23 protein-coding genes and 1 pseudogene are annotated in these 26,222 nt (G+C 42.3%); 7 read left to right on the top strand and 17 right to left on the bottom strand.

Annotation, left to right across the window (positions count from 1 at the left end; translation table 11 throughout):
* Nucleotides 1-20: 20 nt before the first annotated feature.
* The gene (locus LKE01_RS09140) at nucleotides 21-1,478 is read right to left on the bottom strand and encodes an MFS transporter (RefSeq protein WP_056981454.1); all 1,458 of its coding nucleotides are present in this window, start codon (nucleotides 1,476-1,478) and stop codon (nucleotides 21-23) included.
* A gap of 91 nt (nucleotides 1,479-1,569) precedes the next feature.
* Between LKE01_RS09140 and LKE01_RS09135 the strand changes: the two genes are divergently transcribed.
* Complete coding sequence (locus LKE01_RS09135) at nucleotides 1,570-2,064, top strand: GNAT family N-acetyltransferase (protein WP_056981456.1); 495 nt, start codon at nucleotides 1,570-1,572, stop codon at nucleotides 2,062-2,064.
* A 116-nt stretch (nucleotides 2,065-2,180) separates the two neighbouring features.
* Nucleotides 2,181-3,008, top strand: a complete 828-nt coding sequence (locus LKE01_RS09130) for a matrixin family metalloprotease (RefSeq protein WP_056981458.1) — start codon at nucleotides 2,181-2,183, stop codon at nucleotides 3,006-3,008.
* Nucleotides 3,009-3,063: 55 nt separating this feature from the next.
* On the opposite strand, the gene LKE01_RS09125 is transcribed toward LKE01_RS09130, so the two are convergent.
* The 4 genes from LKE01_RS09125 to uxuA form a co-directional block, all read right to left on the bottom strand.
* Entirely contained in the window at nucleotides 3,064-3,837 is a 774-nt protein-coding gene (locus LKE01_RS09125) for a CPBP family intramembrane glutamic endopeptidase (protein ID WP_056981460.1), read from the bottom strand.
* 66 nt (nucleotides 3,838-3,903) lie between these two features.
* The gene (locus LKE01_RS09120) at nucleotides 3,904-4,698 is read right to left on the bottom strand and encodes an alpha/beta hydrolase (RefSeq protein WP_056981462.1); all 795 of its coding nucleotides are present in this window, start codon (nucleotides 4,696-4,698) and stop codon (nucleotides 3,904-3,906) included.
* 160 nt (nucleotides 4,699-4,858) lie between these two features.
* Nucleotides 4,859-5,545 (bottom strand): SGNH/GDSL hydrolase family protein, encoded by a 687-nt coding sequence (locus tag LKE01_RS09115; protein ID WP_225364690.1) that lies wholly within the window; start codon nucleotides 5,543-5,545, stop codon nucleotides 4,859-4,861.
* A 101-nt stretch (nucleotides 5,546-5,646) separates the two neighbouring features.
* The gene (gene uxuA / locus LKE01_RS09110; protein ID WP_056981466.1) at nucleotides 5,647-6,726 is read right to left on the bottom strand and encodes a mannonate dehydratase; all 1,080 of its coding nucleotides are present in this window, start codon (nucleotides 6,724-6,726) and stop codon (nucleotides 5,647-5,649) included.
* A 223-nt stretch (nucleotides 6,727-6,949) separates the two neighbouring features.
* Here uxuA and LKE01_RS09105 point away from each other — a divergent pair, with 223 nt between their 5' ends.
* On the top strand, nucleotides 6,950-7,621 hold the full coding sequence (locus tag LKE01_RS09105; RefSeq protein WP_056981468.1) for a GntR family transcriptional regulator: 672 nt from the start codon (nucleotides 6,950-6,952) through the stop codon (nucleotides 7,619-7,621).
* Nucleotides 7,622-7,662: 41 nt separating this feature from the next.
* On the opposite strand, the gene LKE01_RS09100 is transcribed toward LKE01_RS09105, so the two are convergent.
* From LKE01_RS09100 to LKE01_RS09080, 5 genes are all read right to left on the bottom strand, one after another.
* On the bottom strand, nucleotides 7,663-10,467 hold the full coding sequence (locus tag LKE01_RS09100) for a CBM96 family carbohydrate-binding protein (RefSeq protein WP_056981470.1): 2,805 nt from the start codon (nucleotides 10,465-10,467) through the stop codon (nucleotides 7,663-7,665).
* 333 nt (nucleotides 10,468-10,800) lie between these two features.
* The gene (locus LKE01_RS09095) at nucleotides 10,801-11,760 is read right to left on the bottom strand and encodes a beta-galactosidase small subunit (RefSeq protein WP_056981473.1); all 960 of its coding nucleotides are present in this window, start codon (nucleotides 11,758-11,760) and stop codon (nucleotides 10,801-10,803) included.
* Nucleotides 11,744-13,633, bottom strand: a complete 1,890-nt coding sequence (locus LKE01_RS09090; RefSeq protein WP_056981475.1) for a glycoside hydrolase family 2 TIM barrel-domain containing protein — start codon at nucleotides 13,631-13,633, stop codon at nucleotides 11,744-11,746. The genes LKE01_RS09095 and LKE01_RS09090 overlap by 17 nt, the downstream gene beginning before the upstream one ends.
* A gap of 197 nt (nucleotides 13,634-13,830) precedes the next feature.
* Nucleotides 13,831-14,694 carry a tyrosine-protein phosphatase gene (locus LKE01_RS09085; protein ID WP_056981477.1) on the bottom strand — a complete coding sequence of 288 codons (864 nt, stop codon included), beginning with the start codon at nucleotides 14,692-14,694 and terminating at the stop codon, nucleotides 13,831-13,833.
* A 303-nt stretch (nucleotides 14,695-14,997) separates the two neighbouring features.
* The gene (locus tag LKE01_RS09080; RefSeq protein WP_056981479.1) at nucleotides 14,998-15,906 is read right to left on the bottom strand and encodes a magnesium transporter CorA family protein; all 909 of its coding nucleotides are present in this window, start codon (nucleotides 15,904-15,906) and stop codon (nucleotides 14,998-15,000) included.
* Between the two features lie 299 nt (nucleotides 15,907-16,205).
* Between LKE01_RS09080 and LKE01_RS09075 the strand changes: the two genes are divergently transcribed.
* On the top strand, nucleotides 16,206-17,600 hold the full coding sequence (locus tag LKE01_RS09075; protein WP_056981480.1) for a uracil-xanthine permease family protein: 1,395 nt from the start codon (nucleotides 16,206-16,208) through the stop codon (nucleotides 17,598-17,600).
* 54 nt (nucleotides 17,601-17,654) lie between these two features.
* Here the strand turns inward: LKE01_RS09075 and LKE01_RS09070 are convergent, their stop codons facing one another.
* Nucleotides 17,655-18,149, bottom strand: a complete 495-nt coding sequence (locus tag LKE01_RS09070) for a DUF1440 domain-containing protein (protein ID WP_054769690.1) — start codon at nucleotides 18,147-18,149, stop codon at nucleotides 17,655-17,657.
* A 234-nt stretch (nucleotides 18,150-18,383) separates the two neighbouring features.
* On the opposite strand from LKE01_RS09070, the gene LKE01_RS09065 reads away from it, so the two are divergent.
* Complete coding sequence (locus LKE01_RS09065) at nucleotides 18,384-18,587, top strand: cold-shock protein (protein WP_056981482.1); 204 nt, start codon at nucleotides 18,384-18,386, stop codon at nucleotides 18,585-18,587.
* 188 nt (nucleotides 18,588-18,775) lie between these two features.
* Here LKE01_RS09065 and LKE01_RS09060 read toward each other — a convergent pair whose 3' ends face one another.
* Both LKE01_RS09060 and LKE01_RS09055 read right to left on the bottom strand, forming a co-directional pair.
* Nucleotides 18,776-19,510: an SDR family oxidoreductase gene (locus LKE01_RS09060; RefSeq protein ID WP_054769839.1), complete on the bottom strand. Its 735-nt coding sequence runs from the start codon at nucleotides 19,508-19,510 to the stop codon at nucleotides 18,776-18,778.
* A 1-nt stretch (nucleotide 19,511) separates the two neighbouring features.
* Complete coding sequence (locus LKE01_RS09055; protein ID WP_054769838.1) at nucleotides 19,512-20,174, bottom strand: endonuclease III domain-containing protein; 663 nt, start codon at nucleotides 20,172-20,174, stop codon at nucleotides 19,512-19,514.
* 143 nt (nucleotides 20,175-20,317) lie between these two features.
* Between LKE01_RS09055 and LKE01_RS09050 the strand changes: the two genes are divergently transcribed.
* A complete protein-coding gene (locus LKE01_RS09050) occupies nucleotides 20,318-20,935 on the top strand; it encodes a sugar O-acetyltransferase (RefSeq protein ID WP_056981484.1) in 618 nt (205 codons plus the stop codon).
* Between the two features lie 61 nt (nucleotides 20,936-20,996).
* On the opposite strand, the pseudogene yjeM reads toward LKE01_RS09050, so the two are convergent.
* The 4 genes and pseudogenes from yjeM to LKE01_RS09030 form a co-directional block, all read right to left on the bottom strand.
* Nucleotides 20,997-22,488 (bottom strand): annotated as a pseudogene (yjeM, locus tag LKE01_RS09045) (glutamate/gamma-aminobutyrate family transporter YjeM).
* A gap of 261 nt (nucleotides 22,489-22,749) precedes the next feature.
* Nucleotides 22,750-23,439 (bottom strand): 2,3-diphosphoglycerate-dependent phosphoglycerate mutase, encoded by a 690-nt coding sequence (locus tag LKE01_RS09040; protein ID WP_056981486.1) that lies wholly within the window; start codon nucleotides 23,437-23,439, stop codon nucleotides 22,750-22,752.
* Between the two features lie 109 nt (nucleotides 23,440-23,548).
* Entirely contained in the window at nucleotides 23,549-24,532 is a 984-nt protein-coding gene (locus LKE01_RS09035; RefSeq protein WP_261907168.1) for an AI-2E family transporter, read from the bottom strand.
* Between the two features lie 197 nt (nucleotides 24,533-24,729).
* Nucleotides 24,730-25,632, bottom strand: coding sequence for a hypothetical protein (locus LKE01_RS09030; protein ID WP_056981490.1), 903 nt, complete (start codon nucleotides 25,630-25,632; stop codon nucleotides 24,730-24,732).
* Between the two features lie 198 nt (nucleotides 25,633-25,830).
* Between LKE01_RS09030 and LKE01_RS09025 the strand changes: the two genes are divergently transcribed.
* On the top strand, nucleotides 25,831-26,211 hold the full coding sequence (locus tag LKE01_RS09025) for a DUF1694 domain-containing protein (protein ID WP_054769835.1): 381 nt from the start codon (nucleotides 25,831-25,833) through the stop codon (nucleotides 26,209-26,211).
* Nucleotides 26,212-26,222 lie beyond the last annotated feature (11 nt).

Raw genomic sequence — 26,222 nt, 5'->3', positions numbered from 1 at the left:
GCCGGAAAATTCATTTTTTGTTACTTAATCACTTTTCGGTTGGGATCCAAAATATTAATCAATAAAACAACAATCAGCATTGCCACCACCCCAACAAAGACCATGTGAAGGGCTGTGAGGATGATTGGAGCAATTAGGGAACGATTGGCCACAACGGCAGCCCCTTTTGAACTAATCACACTGTTGACTTGTGAGAAACTGATGCCGCCGTGCAATTGCATGCGGATGACCAAATTTAAAATTGCCCCGTATACACCGGCCATGACTGTTTGGCCCAACGAACGGCCAAGAGTCAGTACCGAGGTGGCAGAGCCGACCATTTGATTGGGAACCAAATGCTGACTCAAAACGGTATTCATACTGATGATAATCCCCATTCCCATTCCATTAATCATGGCAATGACGTAAAACGCCCAAACGGGAAATGCGTGGCTTGCAAAAATCAGCGATAAATAGCTGAGGAGCATAATGCCGATCAAAACTGAGGCAATTTGTTTGGGCACAAAACGACTGATGAGCCTGCCAACAAAGAAGGACGCAACCAGCCACATAATGGAACTGGATGTCACAACCAAGCCGGCAGTAGTTGCCGAGACCCGGTATAACGATTGAAGCCAAATTGGGAAATACATCTGGTAGCCGATTAAGACCCCACTTAAAATTGTCGCTGTCAGGATTTGTATTGTGAACGTTCTCGACTTAAACATTGCCGGAGAAATTAATGGATCTGAAAAACGCTTTTCCCGACGGAACAACATGATCCCAGACAATAACGCAATAACAAGCAGAACCGCGCCCAACACCGGAATTGTATCAAGCGCCTGAATACCTAACAACAAGGCAACCAGTGAAATTGCCAGCCAAATGATTCCCAACCAATCAATGGTCAATTGAGAACTCAGCTGAACATTTTCCTGATAACCGAACCAAACTAACAATGCCACGATAATTCCCAGCGGCACGTTGACAAAGAATACCCAGTGCCAGGACAGGTGATCCACCAAAAATCCGCCAATCAGCGGCCCTACCAACGCGGATAACCCCCACGCGGTATTGTTGAACGCTAAGACGTTTGCCCGCTCTTTAAAGCTGAAAATGTCGGCAATAATCGTAAATGTGAGTGGCATCACCGCTCCGGCACCAATTCCTTGAATTGCCCGAGCAATAATCAAGAAAAGAATCGAAGGCGACAGACCGCTGAGCAATGAACCGATGGTAAAGACAACCACACCCCATTGAAACACGTTGCGGCGTCCCAACGTGTCAGCCAACTTACCATAAATTGGGGTGGTAATCGCCGTTGTTAACAGATAGGCGCTCATAATCCAGCTTTGATAGGCCAGACCATGTAACTCACTGATGATCGACGGCAAGGCAGTCGTCACGATCGTCACTTCAACCGATGTCATAAACGTGGCAATAAAGACCGCGGTCATAATAATCCATCGTTGATTATGACCTAATTTTGATTGATGCATTATTTCATATCTCCAATCGTGCTATGATAATGATTATTTATTAAAAAAGTGGACACAATAAAATGATACCACAAGCCAACGGAGGTCAAAATTGGATTTACATTATGAACCAGCGCGTCCAGATGAACTTCTGGATATTATGAAAATAGAAAATGCCGGCTTTTCACCGGCCGAAGCTGCAACCACAGACGCAATGCAAGAACGCATCAGCGCCTACCCGGATACGTTTATTGTTGCCAAAAATGATGCCGGCAAAATTTTGGGTTACGTTGTCGGGCCGGCATTTAACCACCGTTATTTAACCGATGAATTATATGCGCACGCCCATCCAAATAACCCTGACGACAAATACCAAGCCGTTTTAAGCTTGGCAGTTCACCCCGACTTTCAGCATTCGGGAATCGGCAGCCGGTTACTGACAGAATTGTCACACGTCGCCAAACGACAGGAAAGAGCCGTCATTACCCTTACCTGCCTTCAAAATCTGGTCCCCTTTTACGAACACAATGGCTATCGCAACGAGGGCGTTTCAAATTCCAGTCATGCAGATGAGACCTGGTTCAATATGGTTCTGCCGCTAGAGTAATTTGTAAGGCTTCCTTAAGACGGGGAATTTTTAAACGTGATTACTTGAACGACGAATACGGGAATGATATTATGCAGTCGAATTGTATTCTATTCAACTTTAAGTGGGGGTTCGTTATGAAAAAAAGCAGTTTCTTTCTCGTTGCATTGGCCAGTGTTTCCTTTGCACTCACGGTTCCACTGACCGTAAACACGACATCAAGCCCGATTACCTATGCCAAATCAACTAAACGGGTAGCTGGAAAAGCAGTTGCCAAGGCAATCCGTCGTTCACCTGATTTGAACCCTACAGCAAGCGTCCGGAAATACCCGGCCTATATCTACGATAAATATTGGAAGGTATTTGACCGCTGGTACAACGTCCAGCCAATGAGCGCACCGGGTGTCTTTAAAAAGCACACTGCCCGCGTTTACGTTGCCAATAAGGCATTAAAGTCTTATACGTATGCTGCTATGAATAATTGGAACAAAGCGCTTAAAGTTAAGGCATTTAAAGTGGGAACAAAGGCTCACCACACAATGACGGTCGGCTTTAAGAATGCCGGAACCGGTGACGGCAGCTGGGATGGCTACTACATCACCAGCAAGCTGTATATTAACTATAACTTCTTCGATAATGCCAATTACTTACCGGCTGTTTATAAAGCCATTACCGGCAAATCGTTACCATCGGGTGATCAGCCAAATAGTGCCGCATACAAGTCAGTCTATGACACTTATTGGAAATCAGTGATCACTCATGAACTGGGTCACAGCTTAAGTCTTGACCACACCCCTTATTCCAACGATATTATGGAAGCCGACTCCGGTACCAAGAGCGGTGACGCCAAGTATTCGTGGCATTCAACAAAAGTTGTCGATGACAGCTACGCAATCTTCACAGACAAATTATCATCTCGAGACATTAACCGGGCTAAGCTCACCCGGATCCTGGGATACTGGTAAAATAAAATAATCAAACCAAAAAAGACGACCGGAATACAATTCCGATTGTCTTTTTTTATTTCTCACTTATCGACACCTTTTGATGATTAAAACTGCCATCAAAGGATATCAGGAAAATAACTGAAATCACGAGTAACGTTCCCCAAACGGCTGAAAATGTCGGCCAAGGGGCAATTGCACTCGCGGTATGGGTAACCGAGATGCCGGCCTGCCAATCAATCATCGCATGAATGAGGACCACCCACAGCAATGTATTTGTGGTCAAACGGATTGAAACAAAAATTGTTCCAATCACAAACGCATACGTTGCCTGCTGCAGAGTTTGAACAATTCCCTGGCCGGAAATTAAATTCATAAAGTGAAACAGACCAAAGAAAATGCCGGATGCCAATGCAGCCTCTGTGAATTTGTATTTAGCTTGATTAAAAGCTGAAAGAAAGGCCGAAAATAAAAGTCCCCGGCATAAAAACTCTTCGAAGATCCCTGCCGATAAAGCCATCATGGTGTCGGCAATGAACGTTTTGGAATGCGCCATCAACGTTGTTCGGGTAAGAATAATCACTAAAAGCAACAAGCCACCCAAGCAAATGCCAAAGATGAATCCCCATATTTTGGAAAAGGTTCCCAGTTGAATTCGATGCGGGAAGATCTTGGTCGTTCCCAACACATAGTAAATAATACCGGCAACGACAATTCCAAACACCAAACGGGTACCGCCACGCATTAGCGGACCAGTCCCCTTCACGGAAAAGTCAACTCCCATCAGCAGAACAATGAAGAGTGCTGCCAACAAGAATTCTTTTACCCATGATATTTTATTTTTAATCATTCATTGTAACCCCGTTTCATTATGTAAAAATGGTCGGAAAACATCCGACCATTTAAGTTTAACACATTATAAAGTTTGGTCAAAGAATCCCACGACGTCATCCCAGACATCATTCAAATAGCCCTTGGCATGACGGCTGCCCGCCAACATTCGGGTCCGATAAGGAATTTGATGAGCGGTTAAAGCTTGAGCCATATCCAGTACCCCACTGGTCGGAACGAACTCGTTCAGTGAATTTGCCAGATACATCTGACCGGTCTTGTCATTTACCCGATGAACCGGGGTTGCCTGTTCATACTGGTCGGTGCGTCCATTGAAGTAGTTGGTAACAAACCATTTATAAAACGGATCATTGGCACCGGTCTGGTTAATATTGGCACTGGCTGTTGAATTAAAACCACTGGTGTCACCTTCGGCAGCAACCACATCTTCATGAGACCCCAACCATTTATCAATATCCAAAATACCTGAAAGTGAAACGATTGGAATGCCATATTTGATTGCCAGTTCAACGGTCATATTTCCACCGGCAGACGAACCAAACGCGCCAATATGATCGTGATTAAATGGTAAGTCGGATTTCTTCAGCCATTCAAACAGGTTATCCATATCGGCCAAAGGAGCGGGATAAAAGGCTTTGGGTGTTATCCGATATGCCGGGGTAACGACCAGATAGCCGGCTTTTACAAATCCGATTGAAGAATCTTCGTCTTTGGATTTATTTCCCCGGAACCAGCCGCCACCGTGGATATCAATGATGGCACCTTTGCTCTGAGCTTTTTCAGCATCATAATAAATATCAGTTAATTGATGATTGACAGAATCGTATTCAACGTCTTTTTTGATCACTAAATTAGTCATGTAAATCCTCCTCAAAACTGATGAATTATCAATTCACCCAGAGTATCTACCCGGAAAATATAAAGGTCAATCAATTCGACTTCGGTAAGTCATCCCCATAACAGAAGCATTGACATAACCGTTATTTTTATTTATCCGACTTATTTTTGGAAACCGATTTTTATGATTTGGATGCTAATGAAATCAGTGCCTGGGTGATCATCGGATCGTAAAACAATCGATAGCCGTCTGCGTTGGGATGGGTTCCAGTCCCGCCAACCGAGTGATTGCCACCATTTTGATCAACTTGATCATATGAATAATCATGTTGGTATTGGGGCAAAAAGCCATTGAAATTCCCTTCAGTATACAAATCAGCCACCTTAATTGACCATTTATGAACAATTTTCAGTGAAATGTCGTGCATCACATTTTGAACTCGCAGATCTCGGGCTGGTGTTTTGTGGGTCGCTACGTAAAGCAGCTTGGCACCCTGATATTTGGTTTCCAACATTTTGCAGATTGTTTCCAGAGCGCCGCAATACGTTTTGGAATCCAGATCATCCTGGTATCCGTACGTGATTTTGCCCAGCTTTTCGGGATCGTCGACAACTTCCGCATACGCATCATTGGCAATGGAATCGAACACAACAAAGTCCGGTGTTTTTTCCGGTGCATTGGTAATTTGATCAACAATATTGTTGGGATCGGTAACCCGGGCTGCAGCGCCATTAATACAGAACTTTTGATACTTCATATTATTTGCCTGACAAATATCTTCAACGAAGCTTGTGTTTGCGAGGTGTCCGTTAACAATACTGGTTCCAAACGCATATAGAGATTTACCATTCAAGATATTTTCTGTCAAATTTGTTTCCTCCATCTTTGATTGATGACAACGACAGGGCGACAATGTCAGGGAAATGTCCCATCATTGTCGCCCTGCAAGTGATTTAGATGTTTATTGATTTAATTATTTTTTTCCAATGCTTCCCATAGGCCGAGAAGATAAGTGATTCCAAGTGCCCGATCGTATAGTCCATATCCCGGTCGACCATCTTCACCCCAGATATTCCGGCCGTGATCCGGACGAATATATCCGTCATAATCGGTATCGTGAAGAGCCTTCATAATTTCATACATATCCAAAGAGCCTTCACTGGATGGATGAGCGGATTCATGGAAGTCGCCCTGCTTGTTAACGAATTTAATATTTCGAACGTGCATAAATGGTACCCGATCCTTGGGCACAAACTCGCGGATGATGGCGGGCAGATCATTGGCCGGATTCTCACCAAGGCTTCCAGTACAAATGGTAAAGCCGTTGTAACGCGATTCATGCAGCTTTTCGATTTGAAGCATGTCGTCTCTGTTCTTGAAAATTCGTGGGAGGCCAAATAGTGGCTTCGGCGGATCATCCGGATGCATGGCCATCCGGACATCGTACTTTTCACAGACCGGAATGATTGCGTCAAAGAAATACTTCAAATTTTCCCGCAATTTTTCTTCGTCAACGTCTTTGTATGCGTCAAACAAATCTTGTAAGGCAGCCAAACGCTCAGGTTCCCAACCTGGTAGCGAAAATCCGTTTGAGCCGGACTTCATGTGGGTCATCAGTTCCTCGGGATCCTTTGGCAGCTTATCCTGTTCGTACATCATCACGTTGGAACCATCTGCTAATTGATGATGCAAATCAGTTCTCAGCCAGTCAAACACCGGCATAAAGTTGTAACAGATCACCTTCACGCCAACCTTTGACAGGTTTTTAATCGTTTGAATGTAGTTTTCAATATACTTGTCACGACTTGGCAGCCCAATTTTAATATCATCATGAATATTGACAGATTCAATCACTTCGAGCTTCAAACCGGCGTCGGTCACTTGTTTCTTTAAGGCATTGATTTTATCCTGTGGCCAAACTTCGCCCACCGGAACATCAAACAACGCTCCAACGACTTGTTTTGTTTGTGGAATTTGGCGAACCTGTGAAAGCTTGATATTGTCATCCTTTTCACCGAACCAACGAAATCCCATTTTAAGTTGTCCCATTTTGTCCTCCTTGGTGTGGCATAAACTCATTTTACAACTAAAGGTTGCCAAAAATCTGAGTTCTTATTAGTTTTAAACTAATATTCTAATATATTGACTTTAAAGCTACCACCATTTGTAACCGCTATCAATGCCATGCTATAATACGGTTTATTGGTATGAAAATGCATGCTCAATCATGCTACAATTAAGTAACCTAATATATGAAATAACGAGGCTTGTCATGCAAAGTTTGACCGAAGTTGCCTATAAAACCATTTTAAATGACATTTTAAAATTAAAATTACTCCCTGGCGAAAAGGTTCAGGACAAAGTGCTGATGGAACAACTCAACATCAGTCGAACACCGGTCAGAGAAGCAATTCTCCAATTAAAAAACAACGGCTTAATGATGACGGTTCCTCAAAGTGGAACTTACGTCACCAAGATCAGTCTCGGTTCGGCATTAAACGCCCGCTTTGTCCGCCAAAGTGTAGAGCGAAGTGTCGTCAGTGAGGCAGCCGAAAAAATGTCGAAAGTCAACATTTTGGACAGTCGAACCATTATTCAAAAACAGCAACTAGCAGATGAAGCCCACAGTGCAGTCGACTTTTTCTATTTGGATAATGACTTCCATAAGAGCTTTTACACCGCGACCAATCGGCTGCAAGTCTGGAACTGGTTGAAAAATCTTTCACTGCAGTTGGATCGTTACCGGTTCCTTCGAGTACAGCAGGCTGATATGCCGCTGGACGAATTGATTAAACAGCACAATGCAATTTTGGATGCCGTAGAGGCCAAGGATCGCAAAGAAGCCGAAACCCGTGCATTCGATCATTTGAATCTGATGCTGGCAGAAAAAGACGAGCTGGTTAAACAGTTCCCTGATTACTTTATCGAAGAAGCCAACCATTAAAATGCCAACAAAAAATCCCCAACCGGGGATTTTTTATTTAACTATTTTTTTGCAATGACCAGTGTTTTTTTTGCAGTCACAAAGTGGCCGTTGGTTAACTGATAACGAGTCGTTAATTTGTGCTTGACAATGCGTTTAACCGCAAGTCGGGCACCCTTCTTGTAGTGCTTCACCTTCGTCTTTAAACTGGCCGACTTGTATGCATTAATCCCCTTTGGAGAAAGGACCGTAATCCGTCGGCTCTTAGGCGTTGTTTGGTAAAAGGCATTGACAACATACTTTCTGCTGGCGGTAATATAACCAGTCTTGCCATTCTTCAAGCTGCGAACCTTGTATCTTAAGCTGCCGCTGTTTGAACGGGCATAATCGATCACAACAAATGCCGGTCGATTAACACGAGTTGCTTTGGCAAACTTGCTGATCCGCTGAGATTTTTTGAAATTAGCGGTCTTGTACATATATAACCCTTTAGTTGCATAAACAACAACGCCCTCTTTTACAGCGTAGTTGGGAAGTCCAGTACTGCCGTCAGCCTTTGATGGGCTTGATGGTTTCCAATTATCGTTCGGTTTGCTTGGGGTCGTCGAAGATGAATTGGATGAGCTGCTTCCATTGCTGTTGTTATTATTGTTGTTGCTTGGAGTGGTCGTCTTTTTGGAAACATTCACAACTGAGTACTTCGGTACGGTAATCGTGTAAGTACCATCGGTATTCTTTTTGTAAGTCACGTTTCCGTTGGTCTGCGTCCATTTGTCAGACTGTGGTGATTCATATTGACCGTAAGTAACCGAGGTGACTTTGCCAAAATTCTTCAGCGTGAAGGTTGCGTTAGAATCCAGCGTACTTGCTAAAACAATATCGTCATCGTCACGCTGAATTGCAATTCCCATGCTCTTGTTGGTATCGGTCTTATAAGTGACGTCAGTATTGTTGAGCTTTTTGGTAGCCGTAAAATCATTCCCGCTTGCCGGCACAGCGTTGAAGAACATCATATTCTTTCCACCAGCACCATCAGCCTGCTTGGTTGCCAGATCATAGCCAATTTTGTTCACAAAGTGGTTAACGTCTCGAACAGAATCAATTGCTTTACCACCATCATGCTCATGAGGCGTGAACGTGCCATCAGCATTTACCTTGTCGTAAAGGTCAAATCCATCCCCACTCTTGAAATCATAGTAGTTTCTGGTAGCGCCACCAGCTAAAGCAGTAATCGTTCTTAAGCCGGCATCCAAAGGTCCATAATTCTTGTCTGCCCAGCTCCAGCTGTCTGAACCCATTCCATCTTCCATCACCATCGGAATGTTGTTACGGTCGGCATATGGCTTGGAGTGGCCGTAATCATATAATTTCTGGTAATCATACGTATATGGATCAAGACCAACTGCATCAAGGTTCGTTGACGATGATTGACGTTTATCCTCGTTGAGGGCAATGATGCCTGAACCACCATCACCGACAGCGTTATTCACTCTTGTCCATACCGGATATTGGGAATTCTTAACGGCAGCATCCAAGCTATTGGTGTAGTTCCATAACGTCCAAGTGTTAAAGTCGCCGGAACTCATATTCATTTTACTTTTAAGAGCGGTACTTGGTTCGGTGTATGACATTTGGGTTGTCGGCTCATTCGGCATTTGGGCACCGATGACAGTATCCGTCGAACCATTGGCCTTATTGTTCTCGGCAACGTGGTTAAACAAATCTGAAACTGATTGAGCTTCCTGTTTTTGTAAGTTGGCATCGTTTTTATCCAAATTAAATGTGTATTGGCCGGTTGTCGATGTCGGACCGGATTTCTTCATGATCAACTTACCCTTTGAATCCTTGGCCATTGTGTAATCATGCATCACGTAGTAAGGCACCCGGTGTTCGGTAACTTGCTTGGTAGTATCACTACCGAACCACAAAAGTTCAAGTTTGATATCAGCATCTCGGGCTGCTTTGATAATTTGATCCAAATAGTTGTAGTCATAATTGCTCTTGCTTGAAAGGCTCAGTTCGGGCGTTTCGTTTAATGGCTGATTGGCAGCTTTTTGATTTCCAATCTGGGAACCGCCACCGATTTCAATTGAGCTTCCCTTCTGTGACTGTAAAGCCAGGGTAACTTTACCGGCATTTTGACTATTCACAAAATCAGTTACGTCAAAGTCATAATAATTTTCCTGTTTGATTGGGTCGTAGGTTGGTGATACAGAAACGGTTTTCTTACTGGAGTCGCCCTTATAGGGTGCGGTTTTCCAAGTTGTGTCCTTTGACCAGCTGTTATCTTTGTCAATTCCATAGATATTCAACTTTGAATCGGAATCTGATTTGGCGTAAATTCTCAGCTTGACACCGTCTAAACTGCCGGCTTTAAATTTGCTGGAATCAAGACCGCTCAAATCATATTTCAAGTAAACCATGGATTGACTGCTGTCCGTATTTTGCAATTTCAGTGGCGTTGAACTTTCGGTGAAATTCTTGGCAGCGTCGTCGCCATTTTTAATATACGCAATATCCGTTGGCTTCAGAACTTTGTCAGGCTGAACGTCAGACCAGAGAATTTGTGAATTCACAACGGTAAAGCCATCGCTTTTGGCCTGTTTAAAGGCATTCCGAATGTCGTTCATATTGTATCCATAATTATCACGGAGTTTATCAATTCGGATCTGGACGCCGTTATAGAAAAACGGTTGATTGTTAACCTCTAAAACCTGCTTCTTATCGAATCCCGAAGTGGCCACTTTTGAAATGGGGTTATTTCCCTGGTTCGTCGATGCTTTCGTAGAACTTGTGTACCCGGCACTCAAACCAATTACACCAACAAATGTAAGGGCTGAGAGTATTAAGCTGCTTTTAAAACTCATGATGACATCTCCTTGAATAAAATTCCCCCGAAAAGTGGAACAGTCACAAATCCCTCAAAATATCGCTCTAATATATTAGGATATTAGAATTATAATTCTGCATGTAAGCGTTGTCAAATGATGAAATAAGAAATGGCAGGTAATTTCCGTTTGCCCAATGAAAGCGAAGCCAACGGATAACGGGCAGGATTCGCCATCGAATTAACAGGATAACTATTTTTAAAAAGTGTCTCTCCACATAGCTGGCCGATCTGAATTTACTGAAATGAACGCGCGAAATGAATCCATCGTTAAAATAAAAAGAGCAGCCAAAATTGGCTGCTCCAAATCGAGTTAAATATGCGTAATTTTAAATCCAAAATCAATATCTTTGCCAGCAGGAATGTGATATTTTTCTTCAACATCCCGACCCCAACTGTCAATACCACCAACACCTCGAACAGCACCGAGAATTGAAACAACGGTTCTTCGAGGTAACGGTAATTCTTCTTGATGAGTGGCATTTTCCAATTCCTCGGCCGTATACGGTAGGCAACTGAATGCGAACGGTTGACCATCATTTTCAAATTTAATGCTGAACGGTTTGTCAGAATGATCAGAATTGTCCTTGGTTGTCGTTCTGGTTACTTTCAACCAATCGGTCTTCATATGAACCCCACAGTCTTGTGGAACCATATAATTGGTCACTGGCAGGCCTTCAACTTTATATTCACCAGGAACGCCACCGGCCATCCGGTCCGGATATGTCTCACCGGATAATCCGGCGTATTCGTATCCAATGGCAGCTGTTGGCATAACGAAGCGCATACCAAACACCGGCAGATCAGGTAATTGATCATTGCCCGTGTAATGAACATGCACGCTGATAACGCCATCAGCAGTCACCTTATAGCTGACATCGACCTGAGTGGTCGGAATCGTTAAGGTTGTGTAGTGATAGATAACCTCCAACTGATCCACATATTCATGATTTGAATACTGATTGTTCTTCGGCGCGCTTGGAAACTCGATTGATTGATCGTTAATTTTAATATCAACCTTATCGGCATTGGCAAACATATCGGCACCATACCACTGAACCGCCTGCTTTGAGAAACCATTTCCGCGGTCATTATCAGTCGTTGCCCGCCAAAATGTTGGCTTGGGTTCCCGGTACATCCATTCGCGGCCATTTATAACCAGCGATTCAATACCACCACGTGTGTAATTAAAAATGTAATGAAAGTTCTGACCGCCGACACCAATGCCGCCGTCTCCATATATCACGTGTAATTGATTATTTGTGTTGACCATAGTAATATTTCACCTCCTGCATTGCTGGCTTTTCAGTTCTATCGGCAAACATGAGTCCGTCACCGGAAAATTCGTAGTCGGACATCCGATCGTCAAAGTCGCCACCATATCTCAAAACTTTCTTACCGGTTACTTCATCGTTAACTTCAATTGCTTGGTCAATGAAGTCCCAAATAAATCCGCCAGCGTACATTGGATATTTGTCAATCAAATCAGTATAAGAATTCATGCCACCAAGTGAATTGCCCATATCATGCATATATTCACACAACATAAACGGCTTCTTTGGATGATTGTCCAAATATTTTTTGATTTCGTCAGGTGATGCGTACATCCGGCTCTCAACATCTGAGATAACATCTTCATATTTCCGGTTGTGAACAACCCCTTCGTAATGGACCAAACGGGTTGGATCAACGCTCTTGTAGAATTCTTCCATGGCCTGCATATCGTCACCGGCATATGATTCGTTACCCAGTGACCAGAAAAGAATGCTGGCATGATTTTTCAACATTTCGTAATTATTGCGTGCCCGATCAACCACCGCTGCTTTCCACTGCGGTACCGACCCGGGAACGTTATAAGATGGTTCGATGGCTCCCAGCTTCTGCCAGGTCCCATGAGACTCCAAATTATTCTCCGCCATCACATAGATACCATTAATGTCACACAAGTGATACCACAAGGTGTGATCAGGATAATGGCAGGTTCTGACGGCGTTGATATTGTTCTTCTTGAAAGTTTGAATATCTGCCTTCATGTCATCAACTGAGACAACCCGTCCGGAATGGCAATCCCATTCATGGCGGTTGACTCCGTTGATAACCAAACGTTTGCCGTTCAACGTAATGACTTTATCCTGATTAATTTCAATCTTTCTAAAGCCAAATTTGTAGGGAACAATCTCTAAAATATTGCCGTCTTTATCATCCAGTTCAATGTTGAGCTGATATAAGTACGGATCATGATTATCATAAAGATGAACATCTTTAAAAGCGACATCTTTCAAAGAGACGCTGTCGTGAATCGGCTGAGACTCGGCATACACTGAATTGCCATCGGCATCATTTACAGTTACCTTGGCACTAATGGCGGATTTATTAACCGTCATCTTGGTTTCAACGTTTAATGTGCCATTCTTTAAGTCGCTGGACAATGTTGGCTTAATGGATAAATCTTCAATGTGCGCTTCGGGTTGGGCAATTAAGGAAACATCCCTAAATATCCCAAAGAATCGGAACATATCCTGGTCTTCAAGCCATGCAGCGGTACTCAATTTGAACACCTCAACTGCCAACGTGTTTTCACCATCTTGAAGATATGGGGTCAGGTCAAACTCTGAAGGGGTGAAACTGTCTTCGGCGTATCCCAGAAAGTGTCCATTAAGCCATACATACATGGCCTTTTCAACACCATCAAAACGAACTCGCACTTTCTTATCTTTAAAGGTCGAGTTCAAATTAAATTTTTTAATATATTGACCGACTGGATTGTCAGCAGCTTCGCTGAATTGGCCGGCTTCTTTATCATTTTGGTCAAGCGCATAGGCAGGACGGCGATAAACCTTGCCTTCCCATGGATACATTGTGTTAATGTAATGGAATTTGTCGTAACCGGCAAACTCAATATGTTGCGGAACTTTAATCGTGTCAAAATGACGACTATCACAATCAGCTGTGTAGAAATCTTTAATCCGGTGCATTGGGTCCTTTGAAAATGCAAACTGCCACTGCCCGTTTAAGCTTTGAACATAACTGCTGTCATCATTTTTCATTTCATCATAGCTTTGATAAAATTGATGATCACTATGAGCCGGAAGCATCCCCACCCTGAAGTTTTGGGGATCATCCAGCCATTTAATATCTGGTTCCATAAATTTATCACACTCCTCTGGCTAGTCTGAACACTAATTACAACGTAAGCGCTTTACACGATTTTGTCAATAAAGATTTTGTTCCATTTATTAAACATTTAATTTGTTTTACTAAAACAATATTCTGATAACTCGATTTGTGAGTAATAAAAAGTTGCCAGTCGTTTTTAATGACTGGCAGCTTTTACGTTATTCAGTTACTCCAAATACATTTCTTTTAGTCTTTCCTGTTGTTCTTTTGTGACTGAAAGGCCTTCGGTAATAAATTCATCGACGGACCCATAGTCTTTGTGCATTTCGTCAATAACGGCTTTGAGATATGAAAGATCAACACCGCCATCAACCTTAGCAAACTTAATCTCTGCATGACTGGCACCCTTGGCCTTTAAACGGGTAATCCGTTGATCAATTTGGCCTTTCAAAAAGGTGTTGGATGCAACATAATCCTTAAAAATTGTTTTTGAATCAACACCAAGGACGTACAAAATCAAAGCAGCAGCAACACCGGTCCGATCCTTTCCGGATGTGCAGTGCCACAGCAACGCCTTTCCCATTGGTTTGTTTAAAAGCGTCATAAACAAATCATGATAAACTTTGCGAGCTTGAGTCGATGTTACATAAGTACGGTAATGTTTGCGGTTGTTTTCGACGTTAATGTGATAATAATATGTCTCGCGAGTATCGACACTATCATTGATATACTTAACGCCTGGAATTGTTACATCCGGCCGTTCACTAACCTCTTCAGGTCGGCGTAAGTCGAAGTCAATTGCTAAATTATAAGTATTGATAAGTTTGTTAATGTCCATTTTAGTTAATCGGTTCAATCGCGCCGATCGCAGCAAAACACCGTTTTTTACAACCAAACCATCTTTGGTTGGATATCCACCCATGTCTCGGACGTTGAAAGCGCCCTCCAGGTGAATTTCATGTTCTTTCACATTTGTAAGTGTTTTTACAGCAGGTTGACTAACGGAAAAAGTGTTTGTGGAGTCTCCAGCTGTTGGAATTGCCTCTCCTGATAATGCGGAAGCGGCAAATGATTCATTGCTTTCTTTCATGTAAAACCCTCCTAACTTTCACAATCCCGCACATTCCAATGTAACACTTTTAGTATAGAAGGGTAATGTTTTTGCTTGGTTTCGATTGTGTAAAGGATTGGTAAAAAAGCAGAGTGTGAAAACCGGCGGGTTGACCTCAGAGTTTAAGGGAATCCAGTCATTATTCCCGGGCTTGGAATAGTGACTGGATTCCCTTAAATGGCAGAGGTCAGCCGGCTTGAACACGTTTTATCAAAATAAAAGTAATGCCCTAAACGCGCAGCTTTCACAAACCTTTTCATCCTACCCAACTTCGACACCCAATCACATTCGACGCCGGACCTTCAGCATAATCAGCATTGCAATAATCAAAATAATCGAAATGCCAACAGTAAACATCCAGGCATATCTCACGGACGCCAGTGGAAGCTTGACGTTCATCCCATAAAAGCCGGTAATAATTGTTGGGACAGCCATTGTCAGCGACCAGATTGTTAGGAACTTCATCGTGTCGTTTAGATTATTATTGGCAATACTATTGAAGGTATGGTCAATTCGATCGACCACCTGGGTTTCAATTTCAAACATTCGTTGAACCTGTTCTCCTTCAATTTGAACATCTTCAAATAAATCGATCTTGTCCTGATCGGCATTGTCACCAAAATGGGTCTTGGGCAACCGGTTCAGCTCACTGAGATTAGTCTGCACACCACTAGATAGAAAGGTTAATGTCTGTTGTAAATGAGACAGTGAAACCAAATCACTATTTTTGGTCTTTTTATTCAGCGTCTTATCCAAGTAGTTTCGTTTCTTGGTAATGCCGCGAGAAATTGGAATATAGCTGTCAACGACCGCAAACAAGGTTTCCAGGATAAACGAATCAACGTTTTGAACTTCGGGGTTGTCACGGGCTGAGTACAAAGCTGCGTTTACTTCTGGAATGTGGCTTTGGTTAAAGGTAAATAAAATCCCTTTATGCAAAAGCATCCCAAACGGCTGAGTAATGTATCTCAAGGCACTTTTATCCAAGGCATACGGCGCCAGGAAAATAAACAGCTGATCGTCTTCGTTAATATCATAGACATAATTGGTACTTTCATCTTTATCAGTAACGTACTCAATGATGTCTTCATCGATGCCATATTTATTTTTTAAAATTTTACGTTCATCGGCATTAATCTGAATTGTTTCAATCCATTTTGTGCCATTAATCATCTTTTCAGGTTTGATCATTGGGTAATCCCCCTGTTAGTTGTTAGTTCCTATTCTAAAACAAAATAAAAAAAGTCGCTGACAATTTTTTCCGAGACCGTTTTCATTACCTCAACAACAGCATTCATATTTGAGGAAATTGATTTTCTCATTTTTGTGTCAAAACACGAACATTATTCTTAAAAATTAATTTTGCTTTACCCATTGATTATTGAATAGCTTATGTTTATAATAAAAGCCATTCAGCAATACGAATTATTTATTTTTTAAATTATTTAATGTTCGTGTTTTGCTACATTGATTAATTAAGGAGATTCATAATGAAACGTAACGATAATGGTTTACTTTATGGCCCAGAAGACAAAGTTTCATATTTTCAATCAGGATTATTAGGTTTGCAGCATGTGTTGGCAATGGATGTTTATGTCCCACCGATCATCATTGCCGGTTTATTATCAATGAGTTTGGCACAAAAGACCGGATTCTTGCAGGCAGCTTTCCTCGCCTGTGGAATTGGAACAATTTTACAAACCAAATACTTCATGAAGCTCCCAGTATCACAAGGTCCTTCATTCGTTCCAATTGGTGCTGTTGCTGGTGTTTACCTCGCTAACGGTGCTGCCAATGGCGGAATGGCAACTGTTTTGGGATCACTGATTGTTGGTGCCATCCTATTGATTCTTCTTGGAATCTCCGGTATCTACCAAAAGATCATTAATACATTGGTACCTGCAATTGTTGGTGGAACGATTATCACCTGTGTGGGTCTTTCATTATTACCATCTGCTTTGAACGACAATATTTTCAAGGCAGCCGGCAACATCAACCAAAACATTGAAATTGCTGCAATTACTGCCTTTACCATGTTAGTCGCAATCACCATCGGAATTCGGATTCCTCAACTTCAACGTTTATTTAAAGTTAGTTCCATTATCATCGCGTTGGTTGTCGGAACGATCGTTGCTTCAATGATGGGTCGCTTTGACTGGTCAGTCGTTAACAACGCTGCTTGGATCAGCCTCCCTCATTTCACTTCATTACATTATGGTATTCATTTCTCATTACCTGCTATTTTAACTTTCATTGTTATTTACATGGTCTTAACCACTGAAACCACTGGAACCTGGTTCGCAATGAGTGCAGTTGTTGGTGAAAAGATCAATAAGAAACAATGGAACCGCGGAATTATTGGTGAAGGACTCAGTTGTTTATTCGCCGCTTTACTTGGAACCACACCAATGACCGGTTATTCAACAAATGCCGGAGTTGTTTCAATCACTGGTGTTGCCAGCCGACGGGTATTTGTTTCAGCCGGAATCTGGTTCGTTGTTCTTGGCTTCTTCGGTAAGTTGTCAGCCTTCTTATCAGCAGTTCCTGCAGCTGTTATCGGTGGTATCTTCTCAATCATTTGTGTCATCATTATGTTAAATGGTTTGAATGTTATCCGTAACCTGTCAATGGACGAAAGCTCAATTTACGTTCTTGGTATTCCAATTGTCCTTACCATGGCAGTGATCTTCCTACCAAGCAAAGTTGTTTCCGAAACTCCTCAAATGATCCAATATCTCCTTGGATCACCAATCACAATCGCTGCCATTACAGCAATTGTTATCAACTTGGTCATGGGAAAACATCAGGAATCAAAAGTCGCCGAAACTGATAAAGAATTAAAAAAAACTAATCTTTCCAAAGAAGAATTAGCTGAATCAAAATAAAAATCGTTAAAGATAAAAAATCTCAAGCACTTTCTGCTTGAGATTTTTTCTTTATTATTTAGTCAATTTATTATAAACTTCATCCGCAATTAAATCGTTGGTCCACATCCAGACAACGTGTCCCAATGCCTCGGAAACATGTTCTTCGGCAGGCTGATCCTTAGCTGAAGGAACGGTTCCCATTGCCGGCATAATTCCCAGGTGAAAGGCTCCCCAGACACCGAGGCCAAACAACGTCCCGTCACCCATCTTAATTACTGGAACATAATGCCCGGCAAGACTATAAAACATCGCAAATGATGTCGAAAATCCAAAGTGAACCATGTAGCTTACCCATGGCAGCTTTTCGCCGGAATACGTGTAGGTTGAATGGGTAATCTTCTTTGGAATACCTGCCTGCTCCAGCAATCGCTGTGGTGGGTTGGTCTTGTTTCGCTCGGGCGTCCTTGGCGGCAGAACGTTTTCCCAGCCCAGCTTGACTAATCCGGAAATAACTCCGGCAACCCCACCGGCAATTAAAGCAGCTTTCCAATTAACTGATTTACTCATATGTAACAATCCCCTTTCGGCTGTTGCGTTAAACCTATTATAATCCAACCTGCCGGCGAAATTGAAAAAAGAACCCCGACACTTCTATTTGCATTTTCCGAGGTTACCTGTTAAAGTATAGATAATGTATTTAGCTTCGAAACAAGGTCCATCGTTCTACTAAGAATGACTCCTTACTTTTCAAGTTTCAAATGCAAAATTTATCGCGCTATGCGCAACGGAGGTTTCATTCTTATGGAACAAGGTACTGTTAAATGGTTTAATGGAGACAAAGGTTACGGTTTTATCACTTTAGATGACGGCAAGGACGTTTTCGTTCACTTCTCAGCTATTAATGCTGACGGTTACAAGACCCTTGAAGAAGGACAAAAAGTTACCCTTGACGTTGAAGACAGCGATCGTGGCCCACAAGCCGCAAACGTTACTGTTGTTGACTAATTAAATCAACTAATTAAAAAGCCCCTGTGAGGGCTTTTTATTTTGCCAAAAAAATAGGAGGCTGAGACAAAAGTGTACGTTTTTGTCTCAGCCTCTTCCTTTGTAATATCATATTATTTTGCTAAAACATGGAACGACGGCCAGCAATGCTTGCCTAGCCTACTTGGCAATCGGCTGATCCCGTCGATTTAAACTTTTTGACTTCTTGGTCGCAAGAGGATTTCATTAATGGCAACGTCATCCGGCTGATCAATTGCATAAGCAACCGCATGGGCAATGTCAATTGGCTTTAAACCATTTTCTTGCTCCTGCTTTTTAGTTTGTTCTCTGACTGTCTCGTCGGAAATGGTACGATACAGCTCAGTTTCAACGGCTCCAGGCGAGATCATTGTCGTTTTAATATGATTACCCACCTGCTCCTGTCGAAGACCGTCCATGACCGCCTGAATGGCATATTTGGTCCCTGCATACACAGCAGTCCCCGGATGAACCACGTGGCCGGCTACTGAATCGGTTGTGATAACGTGCCCGTGTTTTTGTTTAATCATAATTGGCAATGCAGCGGCAATTCCATACAAGACGCCTTTGAGGTTCACGTCAATCATCCGGTCCCACTCGTTGACCTTAAGTTCTGCTAATTGAGACAGTGGCATTAAGCCGGCATTATTATACAAAACATCCAGTTTGCCAAATTTTGATACAGCCAGGTCAACTAACGACTTAACTTGATCTCGTTGAGTCACATCGGTCTGCTGATAAAGAACTTGACCATCTGAAAATTCCCCAGCGATTTGCTTTAATCGATCAATCCTGCGAGCACCTATCACAACGTTAGCACCAGCTGACGCCAAAACTTCGGCCGTAGCTTGGCCGATTCCACTTGAAGCACCAGTAATTACAACGACTTTATCTTTAATTGCCATCTTATCGACTCCCTTTCTTAAAGGTCATTTTTTGCCGGTCAAATCCGGCAAGAAAGCTTTGACTAAATTGTTTTCGACTTTTTAAATGCCTTTTGCCAAATTCATCCAATAAACCGTGAAATTCCTGGGCATCCTGATAAGTAAAAGATGCCGGCAACGCAATTCTCTTTTGAAGTTTAGCATAATTCGTTAATCCTCGGTATCCGAGATAGGTAAAAAGTGTCCGGGTATATTTATCACTGATAAAAGCGGGCTGGTCAAAGACATACACCAACAGTGAATCAGCTGTCTCCTCACCAACACCCCTTAACGTCAAAATTGTCTTTCGCAATGATGGGCCATAATGCTTTACCATTGTTGGAAAATCACAGTTAAAGTGATCAAACCACTTCAAAACGCCAATCAAGCTGCGACTCTTATTGACATAAAAGCCGCTAGGACGGATAAGTTCTTGAATTTGTTCAAGTGGTAAGGCCAAAATTTGCTTAACGTCCAAGTTGGTTTCATCCCGAAGATTGGCCAGCGCCATATCGACATTGTTCCAATTGGTATTTTGCACCAAAATTGCCCCAATCACAATTTCCATTTTTGTGTCGGCTGGCCACCAGTGTTGCGGTCCCATTTGTTGATACATAACTTTATATAACGGAATTGGATTAATCATGACAATCCTCCTAATCAATTTCATTATACCAGAGCTGAGGAATGACGACTGGCCATTACTCCAACTGATTTGTTCAAATCATGGTAGCGCTAACATGACCGACTACGTTATACTCAATGTATAAGATATTTTAGGAGGACGCCATGAACGAACAAGAAAAAATGCTGGCAGGCAAGATTTACGATCCATCGGATATGGTACTTCAGGCTCAGCAGCATCATGCCCACAGACTATCAAAGTTATGCAACGACACCTTTGACGAGGATACTGATAAACGGGCCAAAATCATTGCAGAGATGCTTCCAAAGGCTGATTCGAGTATTTACCTGCAAGGACCGGTTTTCTTCGACTACGGCATTTATACGACGATTGGCGACCACTTTTATGGGAATGCCAACCTAACCATTCTGGACGACTGTCCGGTAACGATTGGCAGTAATGTCATGTTCGGGCCCAATATCACATTGGCAACACCGATGCATCCCTTCCGCTACCAAGATCGAAACGTCAAACAGCGACCGGATGGATCAGAATATGACGATGAATATGCCAAGCCGATTACAATTGGCAATAATTGTTGGCTGGCAAGCAACGTTGTGGTAATTGGCGGTGTGACCATTGGTGATGGCTGCGTCATTGGTGCCGGAAGCGTCGTAACCAGAGATATCCCCGCAAACTCTCTGGCAGTCGGTAATCCCTGCCGAGTTTTGAGAAAGATTACTGATCAAGACGATATTCACCTGCAGAAAAATTTGTTCTAAAAAAGGATTAGAGGCAGAGACAAAACTAACTATTTTGTCTCTGCCTCTATTTAGTGTTCAATTATTTGTTTTTAGCTAATTTACGTGACTGATAAGCTAAGAATGCCCAGGCAATCGCACCAAAGAAGATTGGTCCAATGATTGTCCAGAAGGCAGTAACGTAATCATGTTCCAAGATTGGGTAAATGGCGGTAAAACCAATTCCGGCAATCAAAACAATCAATACGATAACTGAAATTGTGTCAGCCATCCAAAGCTTCTTATAAATTTCAAATGGTCGTTCCAAGCCCTTCTTACGTTTAAAGAATGGAAAGGCGGCAACCAGGAAGATATATGGAAATGATGTGGAAATGTTTCCCATGTTGGTCAAGATGACATAGAACTGCTTGGCACTTGAACCACCAAAGGTAACGAAGAAGATGACAACGGCCAACGATAATTGCCTGTGTCCACATTGCAAATCCAGGCATCCCCTTTTTGTTCAATTTGGTCATTCTTTCAGGCCAGAATTTAGGGTTGGAACCCATGATGAAGGACTTGAGTGGTGAATAGACCAACACGAAGAATGACCCCATGTAAGCCATAAACATACTCAATCCGGCAAACCGGGCGAAGCTGGTTCCCAACAGCGTGCAGGTTGCAGCTGACAAATGAAGGCTTTGACCCAATACCACACCCAAGTTAGCCATTAAGACGTAGGTGATGTTTCCAAGGTTAACGGTACCGTGGCCAAGAACTGAATGCCAGTTGGCCGTAATTCCCCAAAGGAAGATTGAAAGTGAGTACGTTACGGTAATCACCAAAGTCGAAATAATCAGTCCCTTTGGAAAAGTCTTGGCGGGATCGTGCATGTTATCGGTCACACCACCAAGGGTTTCAGTTCCGGCGTAGGCAAACACGGCGTAAACCATGAATGAAATCAGGGCAATTGGCGACGTGAAGTCGGGATTTGGTGAGTGGATGAAACTCCCAACACCACTAACCGGCTGAGCCAAGTGGCCGCTGTTCAATACCAATACAACCACGCTGGCAATCGCAAAGATAACAGTCAGTAATGAAACGAAGATTCCACCAACTGACGAAATCTTTGAAATGGAATCCATTCCGCGAACCGCAAACCAGGTAACTGTGATAATCCACAGGATTGCCAGTAACCCGATGGTCTTGGTTGAACTAAGACCAAAGAAGCTCCATGACTGGGTCGTATCATGACCAAACAAGGTTGTGGCAAACGGAATCCAAACCTTGGAAGCCGTGGACATCATCCAAATAATCCAGGATGACAACCAGATAAAGGTTCCGATAAAGGCCCATTCCTCACCAATTGATCCGGCCAACCATGAATAGATTCCACCATGAGAGTCCTTAAAAGTTGAGCCGTATTCGGCGAACATCATAGCTGTTGGCAGTAAGAACAAAATAGCAGCCAACACATACCAAATAATACTTGCGTACCCCATCTGCTCGTAGGCAACGGTGGTATTCGCAAAACCATAGATAGTCGTAAAGATCATTAAGATCAATCCAACTAACGTAATCTTTTTCTTCGACATAATATAGATTCCCCAATTATCAAATTTTGTGATATGTAAAACATATGATTGCTGAAAATCAAGTCATAGAATAGCATTGGATTATTAAAATTAAAGAACAATAACTTTCATTAAGGTTAGATCTACATTAAAAATGAAATTGGTTCCCGCCTTTAGCGGTATCAAGTCCCCCTGTCGTGATTAAATTTACATGAAACCGAGCTGACAAAAAAAGCTTTATTGCCGAATGATCGGCAATAAAGCTTTTAAGTATCAGAAATATTAGTCTAACTTAGTCTTACTTACAACGTTCAATTTGTCATCGAAGTCATAAACCACTGGTTCACCAGTAGCCATTTCAAGATTCATGATGTCTTCATCAGAAATGTTTTCGATGTACTTTGAAAGTGCTCGTAATGAATTACCGTGGGCAGCAATGATAACGTTCTTGCCGTCAAGCAATTTAGGAGCAATTTGGTCTTCCCAGAATGGCATTACTCGTTCGAGAGTAACCTTAAGGTTTTCACCACCAGGGATAATATGTGGATCAAGGTTGGCATAACGACGGTCGTGAACAGCTGAACCTTCGTCATCAGCCTTCAGGAGTGGAGGCAATACATCGTATGAACGACGCCAGATATGAACCTGTTCGTCACCATACTTTTCAGCAGCCTTCTTCTTGTTGTGGCCTTGCAAAGCGCCATAATGACGTTCGTTCAAACGCCATGTCTTAACTTCTGGAATCCAAAGTTGGTCTGAGTATTCCAAAGCATAATGTAAAGTCTTGATTGCTCGAGTCAATACTGAAGTAAATGCAAAGTCAAATTGGATGCCGGCTTTTTTGATTAACTTACCAGCATTAATGGCTTGCTTAACCCCTTCTTCACTCAAATCAACATCGACCCAACCAGTAAATTGGTTAGATAAGTTCCATTCACTTTGTCCATGACGAATTAACACAAGTTTTGCCAATATAATTACCTCTTTCTTTATCTCTATCAGGTTGATTTTACACCAAACGGCAAAATTTTTCAGCCTAATTGTGAAACTTTTATAAAGTGCTTATTTTTATAAATGGTCGTCAGTCCTTGTTTATCAGCTTTTTAGGCTGAGCGACAGTTTTCTTGACGCCTAAAATATCCAAGAAGAACGTAAAGATTGGAACCCCACAAACCAGGCCCCAAATACCGAAGAAGTGCTCCCCTACCAGCAACACCACAAAGGTGTAAAAGATTGGCAGGTTGGTCTTGGATGCCATGAAGTTTGGATTGAGAACATAAGCCTCAAACGCATGAATCACAATGATCGTAATCAATAAGTAGAGGACGTACTTAACACCACCGACCGAAAAGCCGACCAATGAGAGTGGAATAAACGAAATAATCACACCGGCCACTGGGATCAGGCTAAAGATGAAGACCATCAGTGCCAAGGCTGCCAATTGCGGCAAGTGCATGACAAACATCACGATGGTGGTCAAAGCGGTGTTGCAAAGGGCAATGAAGAATTGGGCTTCAATAACAACCCCAAAAGTTGAAACGAATTTCTTACCAAAAAATTGAAGATCTTGGAAGAACCAGCCAAAGTCACTTTCAACAAGTGATTCGGAAAAACGGTCCATCTCTTTGAGTTCGATTGCAAAAAAGAAACTCAGAATCATGGATAAGAACAAGGTAATTCCCATTGTTCCAACACCGGTCACGTACTTCCAAACAAGCGAAACCCCGTTCTTCATCTGGGCCATCGCATTGCTCTGCTTGATCAGCTCATTGACCCAGGACAAAGTATTGTCATCCGGCAGATTCTTGGGATTCGAATAAAAATTGATAATGTCTTGGGTGACATTAATGGTCTGATCGGCAACCTTTGGAATGTATTTGGTAACCGCAAAATACAGCCCCAATACAACCAGTAGGTATAGTACCGTAACAATCAGTGTCGCTGGAATCTTGACATACTCACGAATCTTGTTGGTTAACTTCACAACCAACAGACAGAAAATAAATGTCAATAACACCGTACTAATCATGCTTCGAGTAACGTACAGCACGAAAATGACTAACAGTAAAACTGTAAATCGTCTAAGTGGTACGTTGTTAACAAACCTTGCCCAAAGTGACAAACCCTCAACCCCTTTGTGGTTCCATAGTTAAAACTAAGTTTACTCTCGGAAAGCGGTTCCTAACAAGCATTATTACCAGTGGATAATGAAAATCTCAGAGATTGGCATCCCTGAGATTTGTCATTCGTTCATTTTTCTTTTTAGTAATGGGCTTTGACGTACTGACCAATGGTTTCACCATTCTTGTGGGCACCCTTGATCACATTTCGAACATCTTGATCACTCATTGCGTTGGAATCAACACCGGCAGCAGAAATCTTCTTTCTTGCACTGGAAATCTGAGCGGCAGTAATCGGCTTACCGTCAAGATCCTTATCCTTCTTGGTAACGGTGTATTCGTTTGAACCCTTGTAAGCTGCTGCGGCTTTCTTTTCGGAAGAAGTTAAGCTGGCACTATTCCCGTTGACGTTAGGATTATTGTTGGTGTTGCTGTCAGAGCTGCTTGATTCGAAACTGCTTGAACTGCTGGTTGAAGTATTGCCGCTGATTGCGTCATTATTCTTATCACGCAAATCTTCAGCCTTCTTCAAAATATCAGCATAATATGTTTGATGGATTGATTTATCTGAGAAAATCTTATCCAATGTGCTGTTTGACTGAGTATACTGAGCATCGCCGGCCTGATCAAGCGCCTGTTCGTATATCTTGTTATAGTTCTTGCGGTTCTTTTGAATGTTCTTAATCTTGTCAACTTGAGCTTTGGCTCGGTCAGATAAGAGTTGGTTGCCTTTTTTGGTATCAACAACTGATTGATACTCACTCTTTGCTTGGCCAAACTTGAGCGAATCAAATAAATCTTTTGCGGCAATAAACGATTGTGTTTGATTCAAATTGGCATTTGCTTTGTCATCGTTTGGCTTACGCCTTAACGCGTTGGTAAACGATGTTTCAGCTGCAGTGTATTTTTTATTCGAAATTTGAAGGCGGCCTCGCTGCATAGCCTCTGCATAAATCTTTTCATTTTGGCTATGACGGGCGTATGCGTAACCACCAATTGATGCACCAATAACGATGGCGATTACAATCCAGATCCATTTTTTCAAATTGAAGCCCTCCCAATAAAATTTGTTCAAATTTATTATAACATTTTTCTGGAACCGGCATTTTAAGGAAGCAAACACCTTTTCTAAAAATTTGGAAACTTGATCGTTAAAGTATATTATAGCAAATGATAGATGAAGACTTTCAACGAAATTTTTGGTATATTGAACCTAAACATCGTAAAAGAAAGGAATCTGCAAATGGCTGACAGTTCAGAAGAGTTTATTAAACAGCATATGTTTGGCAATCCTCAAATCAAGCCTGACGAAAAACGGGCATTTCTTGGAAACTTCCGGGAACGAGTTGCTCTGGCACTCACGATCGGCCAGCTGCAGCAAGCCGGCACCAACAAGATGGTCGCGAAGGTCCTGAAAAATTATCCCGAATACCACTTGTACATCAATGGCAGGATGGATCAGGAACTGATCGACCCATTTATGGACATGGCAATTAAGGACAATTACAAATACACCATCCTGGTACAAAATGGGATGCGGGTGGATCAACCGCTTGGCCCTAATGACTTCGGTCTGGTGGTTGCCAATCCAACTGAAAAAATTAAACGAAGAATTCTATTGTAATGAAAAAGGGG

It is taken from the genome of Lentilactobacillus kefiri, assembly GCF_007989105.1.
GTDB classification, from domain to species: Bacteria; Bacillota; Bacilli; order Lactobacillales; family Lactobacillaceae; genus Lentilactobacillus; species Lentilactobacillus kefiri.
Note: the sequence above shows the minus strand (reverse complement) of the source record. Positions and strands in the feature narration are given on the sequence as shown.